General features: G+C 63.2%; 13 protein-coding genes. All 13 read right to left on the bottom strand.

Annotated features, from left to right (window positions below):
* Positions 1-4: 4 nt before the first annotated feature.
* The 13 genes from BR71_RS09370 to BR71_RS09430 all read right to left on the bottom strand — a co-directional run bounded on the left by BR71_RS09370 (position 5) and on the right by BR71_RS09430 (position 12,878).
* Complete coding sequence (locus tag BR71_RS09370) at positions 5-1,900, bottom strand: polysaccharide biosynthesis protein (protein ID WP_425265934.1); 1,896 nt, start codon at positions 1,898-1,900, stop codon at positions 5-7.
* Positions 1,897-2,364 (bottom strand): GNAT family N-acetyltransferase, encoded by a 468-nt coding sequence (locus BR71_RS09375; protein ID WP_043636150.1) that lies wholly within the window; start codon positions 2,362-2,364, stop codon positions 1,897-1,899. The genes BR71_RS09370 and BR71_RS09375 overlap by 4 nt, the downstream gene beginning before the upstream one ends.
* On the bottom strand, positions 2,361-3,026 hold the full coding sequence (locus BR71_RS09380) for a sugar transferase (RefSeq protein ID WP_019103664.1): 666 nt from the start codon (positions 3,024-3,026) through the stop codon (positions 2,361-2,363). The genes BR71_RS09375 and BR71_RS09380 overlap by 4 nt, the downstream gene beginning before the upstream one ends.
* Entirely contained in the window at positions 3,023-4,186 is a 1,164-nt protein-coding gene (locus tag BR71_RS09385) for a DegT/DnrJ/EryC1/StrS family aminotransferase (protein ID WP_043594544.1), read from the bottom strand. The genes BR71_RS09380 and BR71_RS09385 overlap by 4 nt, the downstream gene beginning before the upstream one ends.
* A 175-nt stretch (positions 4,187-4,361) precedes the next feature.
* Positions 4,362-5,078, bottom strand: coding sequence for an alpha/beta fold hydrolase (locus BR71_RS22870; protein WP_143330341.1), 717 nt, complete (start codon positions 5,076-5,078; stop codon positions 4,362-4,364).
* A gap of 105 nt (positions 5,079-5,183) precedes the next feature.
* Positions 5,184-6,413 carry a glycosyltransferase family 4 protein gene (locus tag BR71_RS09395; RefSeq protein WP_043636154.1) on the bottom strand — a complete coding sequence of 410 codons (1,230 nt, stop codon included), beginning with the start codon at positions 6,411-6,413 and terminating at the stop codon, positions 5,184-5,186.
* A 3-nt stretch (positions 6,414-6,416) separates the two neighbouring features.
* The gene (locus BR71_RS09400) at positions 6,417-7,511 is read right to left on the bottom strand and encodes a glycosyltransferase family 4 protein (RefSeq protein WP_043636156.1); all 1,095 of its coding nucleotides are present in this window, start codon (positions 7,509-7,511) and stop codon (positions 6,417-6,419) included.
* 58 nt (positions 7,512-7,569) lie between these two features.
* Positions 7,570-8,664 (bottom strand): glycosyltransferase family 4 protein, encoded by a 1,095-nt coding sequence (locus tag BR71_RS09405; protein WP_043636159.1) that lies wholly within the window; start codon positions 8,662-8,664, stop codon positions 7,570-7,572.
* Positions 8,657-9,238: an acyltransferase gene (locus BR71_RS09410; RefSeq protein ID WP_043636162.1), complete on the bottom strand. Its 582-nt coding sequence runs from the start codon at positions 9,236-9,238 to the stop codon at positions 8,657-8,659. Before BR71_RS09410 ends, BR71_RS09405 begins: the two co-directional genes overlap by 8 nt.
* Positions 9,235-10,503, bottom strand: a complete 1,269-nt coding sequence (locus tag BR71_RS09415; protein ID WP_043636166.1) for a lipopolysaccharide biosynthesis protein — start codon at positions 10,501-10,503, stop codon at positions 9,235-9,237. Before BR71_RS09415 ends, BR71_RS09410 begins: the two co-directional genes overlap by 4 nt.
* Positions 10,504-10,507: 4 nt before the next feature.
* Positions 10,508-11,605: a DegT/DnrJ/EryC1/StrS family aminotransferase gene (locus tag BR71_RS09420; protein ID WP_043636169.1), complete on the bottom strand. Its 1,098-nt coding sequence runs from the start codon at positions 11,603-11,605 to the stop codon at positions 10,508-10,510.
* A gap of 149 nt (positions 11,606-11,754) precedes the next feature.
* Positions 11,755-12,330 carry an acyltransferase gene (locus BR71_RS09425; protein ID WP_043636172.1) on the bottom strand — a complete coding sequence of 192 codons (576 nt, stop codon included), beginning with the start codon at positions 12,328-12,330 and terminating at the stop codon, positions 11,755-11,757.
* Between the two features lie 14 nt (positions 12,331-12,344).
* Positions 12,345-12,878: a DUF4337 domain-containing protein gene (locus BR71_RS09430; protein ID WP_043636175.1), complete on the bottom strand. Its 534-nt coding sequence runs from the start codon at positions 12,876-12,878 to the stop codon at positions 12,345-12,347.
* Between the last annotated feature and the right edge of the window lie 32 nt (positions 12,879-12,910).

Below are 12,910 nucleotides of genomic sequence, written 5' to 3' on the forward strand. Positions count from 1 at the left end.
AGCCTCACGAAGCCGCGTTCGCCAGCGTCACCCAGTCCTGAGTGGCCTTGGCGGCGTGGAACTCGCGTACCGCTTTTTGCAGCAAGGCAAACGCCGCGGGCGCGTCAAGACGCCGGCAAGCCTCGTCCATGTTCGCCAGCACATCCCGCATTTCCGCTTCCGGCAGACAGTATTCCTGAGCGCGCATGATGCGCTCGTGATCCGTGGCCAGCACGTTGTCGCCGATCAACAGCTCCTCGTACAGCTTCTCCCCCGGCCTCAGGCCGGTGATGCAGATCTCGATGTCGCCGCCGGGCCGGCTCGCGTCCTTCAACTCCAGGCCGGACAGATGGACCATGCGCCGCGCCAAGTCGATGATGCGCACCGGCTGCCCCATATCCAGCACAAACACGTCGCCGCCGTCGCCCATCGCGCCGGCCTGTATCACCAGCTGCGCCGCTTCCGGAATCGTCATGAAATAACGGGTGATGTCGGCGTGGGTCAGCGTGATTGGTCCGCCTGCCTTGATCTGGGCGCGGAACAAGGGCACCACCGAGCCGGAGCTGCCCAGCACATTGCCGAAACGCACCATCACGAAGCGGGTGGCGCTGCCGCGCGCGTGCCGGGTCTGCAGCGTCAGCTCCGCCATGCGCTTGGTGGCGCCCATCACATTGGTGGGCCGCACCGCCTTGTCGGTGGAAATCAGCACAAAGGTGTCCACGCCGCAATCCTCGGCCGCGCGCGCGGTGGTGTCTGTGCCAAACACATTGTTGACGATGCCGGCTACGGGATTGTGCTCCACCATGGGCACATGCTTGTAGGCGGCGGCGTGATAAACGGTATCCACCTTGAAAGCGCGCATCACCTGCACCAGCCGCTGGTAATCGGTAACCGAGCCCAGGACCGGCGTGCGCGCCGGCGAACCCGCGGCGCGATCCAATTCCTGATCGATGGCGTACAGCGCGTATTCGGACTGCTCGAACAAAATGATGCGCGCCGGCTGGTTCTTGGCGATCTGGCGCACCAGTTCGGAGCCGATGGACCCGCCGGCGCCGGTGACCATCACCACCTTGCCTCGGATATTGCGCGCCAGCAGATCGGGCTTGGGCGGCACCGGGTCGCGACCCAACAGGTCTTCGATCTCGACCTCTTTCAACTCCTCCACCCTCGCCTCGCCGGACACCAGGTCCGCCATGCCCGGCAAACGCTTGATCGGCACTCGCAGCAGTTCCAGGGTCTCCAGTATCTCCCGCTGACGGCTGCGGCTGACCGAAGGCATCGCCAACAAAATGCTCTTGGCCTCCAGGTCTTTGACCAGCTGCGGCAGATCACGCGGCGGATGCACCGCCACGCCGCGGAAAGTGCGGCGATGCAGCTCGGGATTGTCGTCGACAAAGGCCATCGGCCGATATTCGCGGCCGGCTTGCAAGGCCAACATCAACTGCACGCCGGCACGACCGGCGCCGTAGATGATCACGTGCTCGCGCGGCGCGTCCACCGCGTCGATGCGACGCACCAGGCCGCGCAGCAGAAAACGGCTGCCGCCGATATAGGCCATGGCGAACACCCAGAAGATGATCACCGAGGTGCGCGGCATCGCCCAGATATGGGCCATCTGCAGCACCGCCTGCAACACCAACACCGACAAGGTCACCCCGGAGAACACGGTCAGGATGATTTTGTCGTCCAGATATTTGAGCACCGCGCGGTACAGGCCCAGCTTGATGAAGATGGGAATCGCCCATAGCGGCGGCACGATGAAAATCCACAAATGCGGATTGAGCTTGGGGTCCCAATAACCGCCCAGGCGGAGGAAGACCGCGCTCCACAGCGCCAGCGGCAACAGCAGCGCGTCCATCAGCGCCAGCATCGCCATCTTGTTATGGCGGGAGAAGGCGAGCAGTTTTTCAAACATGGTCATTCTTTCGCGTCCGGCGGCCGTTGATACAGCGCATCCGGGCAACATTCCTCATTATCTTGGCCATCGCTCAGGCTCAGCAGCGCGAAGCCATGCGTCTCGTAGAAACGGCGCGCTCCCAGATTGGCCTGGAACACGAACAGTCGGCAGGCCGGCGCCGGGGGCGACAACAACCGTTGCAGCAGCATTCCGCCGACGCCCACGCCGCGATGTCCGGCGCGGACATATAGCTGGTCCAGCCATAGCACATCACCTTGCAACGACGCGGCGGCGAAGCCGGCGATATCGCCGTTCCGTTCCGCCAACCATGCTCCGCCGGACGGCAAGAGCGTGTCGGCGAACCAGGCTCTCACCTCCGCCTCGGCATTCGCCAGCGGCGCGTAGTTCATCTCGCGGCGGCAGGCCAGATAGATATCCGTTAGAGCGACGGCATCGGCGGGTCCGGCCAAGCGGATGGAAACCGTCATCGGCTGACGATCTTCATCAGCGTGGCGACGATGATGCGGACATCTTCAAATAAGCTGTGGCTTTCGGCGTAGCGCACGTAATACGCCAGTTTTTCCGGTAATACCTGCTCAATGTAGGCGCGCTCCGGATCCTCGGCTCGGCCCAGGATTTCGTTCTCGTCTATCATCTTGATCGACGCCCAGTCGGTAATGCCGGGGCGCACCGACAACACGATGTCGCGGACTTCGTCCGGATAGTGGGCAACGTACTTGGGCACCTCGGGCCGCGGGCCGACCAAGCTCATATCGCCGAACAGCACGTCGATCAACTGCGGCAGTTCATCCAGCTTGGTCTTGCGCAACAAGCGGCCGGCGCCAGTGACGCGCGCGTCCGCGCCGACGGTCAGTTGGCCGTGTCGTTCGGTGTCCACCTGCATGGTGCGGAATTTGTGGATACGGAACAGTGTGCCGTTCCGCCCCACACGTACCTGGCGGAAAAACACCGGCCCCGGCGAATCCAGCTTCACCCACAGCGCCACCGCAAGCAGCGGCAGCGCCAGCACGGCCAGGCCCAGACCCGCCGCGACGATGTCGAAACCTCGCTTCAGCAGCCGCGAACCGTGGCGGCGCGGACGGCAGCACGGCGGCAGCAAGCCACCGCGGTCTGAACCACGCTCGCTCATGCGCTCAGAATCTCGCGCACCGCGGCGATGACCCGGGTCTGGTCATCATCCGTCATCCGGGTGTACAGCGGCAAAGTCACTTCGGCCTCGAAGGCGGCGTCGGCCACCGGGAACTGCTCGCGCGTCAGCTGATAGCCATCGCGCCACACCGGCTGGCGATGCAAGGGAATGAAGTGCACCGAGCAACCGATGCCCTTTTCCGCCATCCGAGCGATGAAATCATCACGGCTGACGCCGGCTTCCGGCTTGATGCGCACCGGGTACAGATGCCAGGCGTGGTTGCTGCCCGCGTCCTTCGGCCGCGCCGGCAGGATCAGCGGCAGATCGGCCAGCTCGCGGTCGAAGCGCTGGGCCATCCCCTCGCGCAACTCCTGAAAGCGGCGGATCTTCTTCAACTGGTGAATGCCCATTGCCGCGGCGGTGTCCGGCATATTGTATTTGAAGCCGGGCGCCACCACTTCGTAAAACCAGGCCGGGGTCTTGGACACATAGCGGTCGAAGGCGTCGCGGCTGATGCCGTGCAGACGCATCACCTTGCAACGCGCGATCAAGTCCTTGTTCTTGGACACCACCATGCCGCCTTCGCCGGTGGTCATGGTCTTGTTGGCGTAGAAGCTGAACACGGTGACGTCGGAGTCCAAGGTGCCCACCAGCTTGCCCTTGTAATAAGTAGGCAGCGCATGGGCGGCGTCTTCAACAACCTTCAGCCCATGCTCGCGGGCAATGGCGATGATCTCGTCCATCTCGCAGGCTAGCCCGGCGAAGTGCACCGGCATGATCGCCTTGGTCTTGGCGGTGATCGCGGCGCGGATCGCATCCGGGCTGATGTTGAAGGTGGCCGCGTCCACGTCCACGCATACCGGATGCGCGCCCAAGTAGCGCACCACTTCGGCGGTGGCGGTGAAGGTGTAGCTGGGCACGATGACCTCGTCGCCAGGGCCGATGCCGATCGCTTCCAGCGCCAGATGCAGGCCGGCGGTGGCCGAGTTGACGGCGATCGCCTCGACGCCGTCGCCGATGAATTGCGCGAAGTCGGACTCGAACTGCTTGGTCTTGGGACCGGTGGTGACCCAACCGGAACGCAGCGCGTCGACCACTTCGTTGATCTCTTCCTCGCCGATGTCCGGCAAGGCGAACGGCAGGAATTTTTGTTCGCTCATTTCTCAGTCTTTCGTCTTTGAGCAGCCGCTCTCGGCCGCCATCCATGTCCATTGCCGCACGCCCCGCGCACGGCCTACAAAATCATTCGTAGAGAGGAGGCCCCAGAGGAGCCTTCCGCTATTTCTATCCACGACGTCGATAACTTGTCGGAATGCCCTCAAACGGGCTTCCGCCCTACTTATGCTTAAGCAATGCCACTGGTGCAATATGACAATGCAGCAATGAAAAGTGGTCGACATCCGAAACCACTTCACATTGTCTACCGGCTTGTCTGGCCATCTCCAGCATGTCGACTTTGGCAAAACAATTTTCCGCCACATACAATTGCACGGGACACGTCGCCTGTTTTAATAAGTCCAACATGTCGGGCCACTCACGCTCACCCAACCTCAAGGCTTGCAAAGCATCCAGATTGGCGTCTTGTAAACGTCGCGCCATAGCCATGGGGACAACCATCAGGCTTTGCCACAAATCTCGCCAGGCGTCACCACCCTGTCGCAAGCTTGTCAGGACAATGTCCGTCTTCGGCTCAAAATCGCTTTTTCGCTCGAAACCGCCGAGCAAGAGACTCTCAGTGCGATGCGGATACCAAGCTGCGAATCCCAGCGCTAGTTTGGCACCCAATGAGTAACCCCATACCGATACCCTTTCAATCCCCAACTGCGTCAATAAATCCGCAATGTCCAAGACGATGGATTCCAAAGCATAAGCAGATGTTGCGCTGGGTGCCGGGCTTGCGCCATGACCGCGCGGAGAGACACAAATCAAGCGATAGCGGTCCTGCAACACCTCCACATAGCCAAGCGCCAAAACATCCTCATGGCTCATGCCGAAGCCAAGCAAGAGCAATAGAGGGTGGCCTGAGCCATATTCGGCATAATCCAGTGTCAAAACACTCCCCCATAGGGCTTAAGCCCCTACGGGGCCTTCCGCCATCACCACTTATCGCTTGCAACAACGGAGCGACCACAAGCAGGCTTCCGCCCTTCGACAACGCTACCGCTTCACCGCCGCCAGAAACCGCAGCGCCAGTCCCGCGTAATCATGGTGTTCCAGCACATAAGCGCGGCCGGCCACGCCCATCGCTTCGCGTGCGGCTAAAGGCAGCTCCGCCATCCGCCGCGCCGCGTCGGCGATCGCGGCCGGATCCTCGGCGCCCACGCTGATGCCGGCGCCGGCGTCCTTCACCATATCGTTGCCGGCCTCCACCGAATGGATCACCGGCTTGCCGGCCATCAGGTAGTCGAACAGTTTATTGGGGTTGATGCCAAAGCGATAGATCGGCAGTTTGCGCCAGCCTATGAACAAGGCGTCCATTTCAGCGAGGAAGCCCGGCACCGCGCGCTTGGCGATGGCCGGCAGCAACATCACATTGTCCAGCCCCAGTTCGGCGGCGCGCGCCGCCAAGGCCGGCTTGTCCGGCCCGTCGCCGACCAGCACGAAGCTCAGCGGCGCGTCCTTGAGCCGGGCCGCAGCCTCCAGCAAGTAATCCAACGCATTAGCCAAGCCATGCCCGCCGGCATAGCCGATCAGGAAACGACCCTGCGCTTTCAGTTCCGCCAGCCGCATCCGGTGCTCGGCCGGCAGCGCCTCAGCCCCCCCCCGCCATTCCCCGACATCGACGCCGTTGGGAATCACCACGTACTTGGCCGGGTCCATGCCGTGCGCCACCATATAGTCCTTGGCGCAGGGCAGCATGGACACCACGGTGTCGGCCTTGCGATAGCCGAAATCCTCGGCCCACTGCAGCAGACGGATGAAGGGATGCTTGGGCGACATGCCGCCCACCTCCACCGGCGTCAGCGGCCACAGATCATGCACCTCGTACACCAAGCGCGCGCCGGTCTTGGCGGCGATCCAGGCCGCCGGCACCGTGTCCAGCGGATAGGTGGACGAAGCGATCACCACGTCCGGCTTCCAGTGTTTCCGATAGCGGCCGGACAAGCCCATTACCCGAGCCAGGAAGCTGAAGATATTGAGCACGCGGCCCACGCCGTTGCCCTCGTAAGGACGCGTGCGGCACCAGGTGTAACGGATGCCGTCGATATCCTCGTCGCGGTATTTGCCGTCCACTTGCGGGTGGGTCTGACGCAGATGGGACACATCGGCGGCCAGCATATTGACTTCGTGGCCGGCCTTCACCCATTCCCGCGCCAGATAATAGGGGCGGAACTCCATGCCATGCCGGGGGCTGCCGGCATAGTGGTTGATGTAGAGAATTTTCATGATTTACAAGGTCGCGTACAGCTTGACCAGCTTGTCGGCCTCCGCCGCCCAACTGTATTTGTTCAATACCGCCTGCTTGCCGGCTTCGCCCAGCGCGCGCATGCGCGCTTCGTCAGCCATCAGTTCATTGACGGCGGCGGCGATGGCCGCCGGGTCCTGCGGGTCCACCAGCAGGCCGCAGCCGGCATCGTCCACGATTTCGCGCCACACCGGAAAATCCGACGCGATCACCGGCATGCCGGCGGCCATGTATTCGAACAACTTGATTGGCAAGGCATCGACATAATTCGGCGTCGGAAACAGCGTCACCAGGCCGATCTTGCTCTTGGCCAGCACCTCGGCCACGCCCTTGCGGTCCAACACGCCCAGGTCATTGACCCGCGCCCAGCCGGGCCGGGCCGACACCCGGGCCTTCAGGTCGCTCTCACTCCACGGCCCGGCCAGGTTCAAGCGCGTCGCGGTATCCGGCAGCGCCTCGACGATGGGTTCGATGCCGCGGATGCGCGAGATGCCGCCGATATAGCACAACTCGTTGCGGCGCTGTTCCCACGGCGTGTCGCGCACCAGTTCTTCCAGGATGGGGAAGTTGCACACGTCCAGCGCGCGCGCCCCCAGTTTCTCGAAGCGCTTGCGGATGTGCGGCGTCGAAGTCACCACCGCGTCGAAACGGCGCGCCGCCCAGTCCTCCAGCGTTTCAAAGCCGCTGGACACCAGGGGCCGCACCGCGCCGGGTATCCAGTGCTTGGCCAGGATCTGGCGCGGCACGTCCTCGTGCACATCGTAGACCACCTTGATGCCGGCCTGCTTAAGGCGCAGCGCGGCGGGGATCAGCTCCGGGTCGTGAAAGTGGACCACGTCCGGGCGCAGCTTCAGCGCCGCCTGGTAGACGCGCTTGACGGTGCCGGTCATCCGCGCCAGCCGGCCACCGGATTTGGGGCCCACATCGTGAAAGCGCACGCCGCGGTTGATCTCCTCGCCCTGGCCGTCGGCCACGATCAGCGTCACCTCATGCCCTGCCGCGGCCAGGCTCGCGCACTCCTTGACGAAGATGCGGATGTCGTGACGGGGATGAGCGGAAGTGAGATGGGCAATTTTCATATTAAGCTCTGTTTTGCGGCCGCCCGGCCCGCAACGATCTCGGGCCCGCGGCAAAATCCTAGTTGTCGGAACCCAGCAGTTCCCGGTACAGCCGAGCAAAGCCGGCCATATTCGGCTGATGCAGCCCCTTGTCGGCCACCAGCCGGCGGTTGAGCGCGGCGGCCTCGTCCAGCTTCGCGTCCTCGCCGGCCCATTCCATCGCGCGCAGCAAGGCCTCGTCCAAACGCCCCACGTCCTCGGCGATCACGCCGTTGAGTCCGTCTATCACCCATTCGCCGTTGGCCGGCAGATTGGACAGCAAGGGCAAGCAGCCGTGGCCCATCGCTTCCAGCAGGCTGATGCTGGTGGCGTCCGAGCGCGGCACGCTGACAAAGACTCTGGACTCCGCGTACATCCGCCCCAGCGTCGCGCTGTCGACGAAGCCCGCGAAGTCGACACGTTGCAGCCCCAGCTCGGCGGCCAGGCGCCACAGCGCTTCGGTTTCGCTGCCGCTGGCGGCCACGGTCAAGCGCCAATCGCCAAAGCGATCGCCGCGTTCCACCCGCTCCCAGGCGCGCAGAATGGCGTCGATGCGGTACAAGGGCTTGTGCAGCCGGCAGGACAGCACTGTCTTGCCCTTGCCCGCGCTGGCCGCCGGCGCCGGCATGGCGTCCATGCCGTAATTGAGCAGGCGGATGCGGCAGTCCTCGCCGGCCAGCTCGCGGATCTTCGCCGCCATGTGCAGCGAATCCGAGGTCATCGCGTCGGCGGCGGCCAGATTGGCGCGCACCATCGCCCGCATCAGCGGGTTGCTGTCCGGCAGCAACAGCACATCGGAACCCCAGGCGGTCAACACCATGGGCAAGCCCAGGCTGGCGGCCGCGCGGCTGCCGTGCCAAGCCACGCTATTGGCCTGGTGGATATGCAGCAGCCGCGGCCGCGTCTCGCGCAGCCAAGCGCGCAAACGCCCCGCCGTGCCCAGCGCCGCCAGACGGAAATCCACTTTCAGGCTGCCGGCCAGCAAGGCGGCCACGTCCGCCGGAATCTCGCCATTGCAGGCCAGGAATAATTGATCCACATGCGGCGCGATGCCGCGCAAGAAACGCCAGGTATGCACCGAGGCGGACCCCACCACCGCAACGCTGGCGATCTTGCTTCTCACAGGCTCAGTCATGCGCCCAGGCCTCGTACAAGGGCAGCAATTCCGGATGCTCGTCCAGCCACTTGGCGTCCATCTCGCGGGTATCGCCCACTACCCGCGCCGGGTTGCCGGCCAGGATGGCGAAATCGGGATAAACGCCGGCCGGCACATAACTGTAAGCCGACACCATGCTGCCCTTGCCCAGCTCCACGCCCGGCATCAGCACGGAGTGCGGGCCGACGAAACTGTACGGGCCCAGCTTGGTGGGCTTTTTCAGATAGCCCAAATGATTGTTGCTCTCCAGGTAGCGGTCGCCATACAGGCGAATGGCCACATGGCTGGAGTGGGTCAGCAGCGAAACATAGTTGGTGATCTGACAACCTTCGCCGATATACAGGCCGCCGGAGGCGTCGATCAGATTGAAATGGCCGATGTAGACGTTGTCGTCCACCATCAGCTTGCCGACATGTTCGATGCGGGTCATGTTGGACACCCGGGTGCGTTTGAGGAACACCCCGTCGCCGCGGGTGAATCCATACACCATTCTGGGCTGCACCCATGCCGACAGGCGGAAACGGATGCGGCGGAATAGAGCGTGCCAATTCATCGGGCTGCCTTGTAAAGCCATGAAAAATAAGCCAGGAAGTACGCGGCCATCACCACCGACACCAGTTGGAAGGTGGCCACCGCGTCGTTCCACAGCATGAAACCGGCCCACATCGTGCCCAGAAACAACACAGCCTGCAGCAAGGACCACAGAAAAGCCTGGCGCTGGCGATTGATCACCGGCGGCACCATGCCCAACGGCGAGGCGACGAAGTGGAACAGGATATAGAGCGACATCGCCTCCGCATAACGTCCGGCGGTAGCCCAGTTCTGTCCGAACACCAGCGAGAACAAGGGTTCCCCGGCCAGTTGTATCACCAGAAAGGGCAGCAAGGCCATGCCGCCCAGCGTCAGCATCATCTTGCGCAAAATGGGCCGCAGCGGCTGGCGCTGATTGCGGGCGTCGGCCAGCTCGCGATAGGCCACTTGCGCCACCGCCTGGCCGATCAGCGCCGCCGGCAGCTTCAACACACGCATCATCAGGCCGTAGAAGCCCACGGAGGCGGTGCCCGCCAGCATGGTCAGCGCCACCAAGGTCGCTGAATCCAGCAAGGCAGTGCTCAAGGCGTGCGGCGCGTTGATCTTGGGAAACTCGATATAAGCGCGCGCCACCTCGCGCATGTCGACGCGGCTGAGCTCATGACGCCAAGCGAAACGAGCCTTGATGTCTTGCCAGGTTTGCGCCAGCAGGGAGCCTAGCTGGCCGGCCAATTGGCCCAGAATCAGGCCGGCGGCGCCGGCTCCTATCCAGCCCAGCCCCACTTGAGTGGCCGCCATGCTCAAGGACTGCAACATGCGGCCGTTCGCGTTGGCCTGGTAGCGTCGATGACGGTTGTTCCAGTTGGTCCAGGCTTGCATCAAGCCCGCCAGCGCCACGGACAACGGCAACAGCAGCAACCAGGGTTCCAGTTCCGGCGCGCCCAGATGGCGGGCGATATGGACGTTGCCGTCAAAGGCCACCACCACGCCCACCAGCAAAGACAGAGCCAATGCGCAGACGATGGACAAGCCCATCAGATTGCTGGCCCGCCTCTCCTCCGCCGGCAGCACGATGGCCATCTCGTAACGCGCGGTGGCCAGCACCGCCAGCGTGGACAGCCATGAGACGTAGACCGCCTGCACCCCCACCTCGTGCGGGTTATACAAACGGGTGATCAGCGGCGACACCAGCAACGGAATCACCTGCGCCACCGCCGCCCCGGTGACCAGGGTGATGATGTGACGGATGAAGCCGCTCTTGGGCAGGCGGGACAGCAACAAGCTCATGCGCTCAGGCCAGCGCCTGTTTGACCGCGGCGACGATGGCGTCTTGCGTCGCCTCGTCCAGGAAGGGATGCATCGGCAGACTCATCACCCGGCGGCCGGCGGCCTCCGACAGCGGGAAGCTGCCTTCCGGCAGGTTCAGGTGAGCGAAAGCCGGCTGCAGATGCAGCGGAATCGGGTAATGCACGGCGGTGGGCACGCCCAGCTCCTTCAACTTGGCCTGCACCGCTTCGCGATCATCCACCTCAATGGTGTACTGCGCGTAAACATGGCTGTTGCCTTCGGCGATCACCGGCACCCGCGCCACGTCGCGCAGCAGCAAGCTGTAGCGCGCGCCAATACGTTCGCGTGCCGCCACTTCGTCCGCGAAGCTGGGCAGCTTGGCCAGCAGCACCGCCGCCTGTATGGTGTCCAAGCGGCCGTTCAGGCCGATGATGGGATGGTGATAGCGGCGGTCCTGGCCGTGCACGCGGATCTCGCGCATTTTCTTGGCCAGAGCGTCGTCGCTGGTGAAGCAGGCTCCGCCGTCGCCGTAGCAGCCCAGGGGCTTGCTGGGGAAGAAGCTGGTGCAGCCTATGGTGGACAGGTTGCCGGACTTCTTGCCGCGCTGGCCCGCGCCAAAGCTCTGCGCGCCGTCCTCGATCACCGCGATGCCGTGTTTGGCGGCGATGGCGTTGATGGCGTCGAAATCAGCGCACTGGCCATACAGACTCACCGGCATGATGGCGCGGGTGCGGGGCGTGATCGCCGCTTCCAAGCGCGCCGGATCCAAGTTGTAGCTGACAGGATCAATGTCGACGAACACCGGCTTGGCGCCCAGCAACGCGATCATCTCGCCGGTGGCGATGAAGGTGAACGGGGTGGTGATCACTTCGTCGCCGGGACCAATGTCCAAAGCCATCATCGCGATCAGCAGCGCCTTGGTGCCGTCGCAAACGCCGATGGCGTGCTTGGCGCCGGTATACTCAGCCAGCCTCTGCTCCACCTCCTTCACTTCCGGCCCCATGATGTACTGGCCGTGGTCCAGCACCGCGTGGATGCGGGCGTCGATGTCGGCTTTCAGGTGCTGGTACTGCGCTTTCAGATCAATGAACTGGATGGACATAACGGGATCAACCCCAAATCAATTTTTTGAAAGATATCGCATCAATAGCGACACGCAGAACAACTGAGCAGCGCCCTGAGGCAAGGCGCGCCAGCGCAGTCAGTACCCCTGTACGACAAGCCAGCGCAAGGCCTCATCAGGAATGCTTATCAGTCGTTCTTGAGCGGCGAGCAGTGATTGCCGCCCACCTCGTAATGCTTGCCGCAGGCCGGGCAGCTATGGGTGCCGATGTCGTTGGCCAGCCTCTCGCCGCAGGAACACATCCAGCCGATGCGTTTGGCCGGCGTGCCCACCATCAGCGCGTAAGCCGGCACGTCGCGGGTCACCACCGCGCCGGCGCCGACGAAGGCGTACTCGCCTATGGTGTGGCCGCACACTACAGTGGCGTTGGCGCCGATGGACGCGCCTCGTTTCACCAGGGTGCGGCGGTACTCATTCTTGCGCGCGACATGGCTGCGCGGATTGTTGACATTGGTGAACACCATGGACGGGCCGCAAAACACATCGTCCTCCAGCGTCACCGCATCGTAGATGGACACATTGTTCTGCACTTTGACGTTGTCGCCGATCAGCACGTCATTGCCCACGAACACGTTCTGGCCGAAGGAACAGCCCGCGCCGATCTGAGCGCCGCCGCAAATATGGACCCAGTGCCAGACGCGAGTGCCCGCGCCGATTTGGGCGCCGTCGTCAACAATGGCGCTGGGGTGTACGGTGTATTCCATGTCGGGAACCTTGTTCAGAAAAACAGAAAAAAGCCATCGGCGAAATACACGAGGCCGAGAGCGCCGATGGGCAAGCCGGCGTACCAGATCTGCTTGCGCTTGAACAAGCCCGCTATTGATGAAACCAGAATAGCCACCTGCAAGAAGATCACCGCCATGCCAAACGGTTTGCCCTGGCGCTGCGCCTGGTCGCGTTCCTCTTCCAGCCGGCGGGCGCTCTGCTCGATCTGCTTACGCTCTGCAGCGTAGCGCCGGGCTCGCTTGTCGGCCTCTGCCACCGCGGCCTGATAGCGCTCTCGCTTGGCGGCGTCGGCGGCAGGCAGCGTGTCCAGCTCCAGTTGCAGGCGATCACGCTCAATCTCGTATTGATTGCCCTTGATTCCCTTGGCCTGATAATAGGCCCATTGATCGGAAGCCTGAGCCTGCGCGATCACGCTGCGGGTGGAATAGCCGCCGCCTTTGAAGGTAGACAGCGTAGCGCACACCGCCAGAATCACGGTGCACAATGCCAGGTAATTAAGCCAGGGATCTTTCTTTTCTTCCGCCATCGCTAACCAATTTCAATGTAACAAGGCCGCCC

The sequence above is a fragment of the Chromobacterium haemolyticum DSM 19808 genome (genome assembly GCF_000711885.1).
Taxonomy (GTDB): Bacteria; Pseudomonadota; Gammaproteobacteria; order Burkholderiales; family Chromobacteriaceae; genus Chromobacterium; species Chromobacterium haemolyticum.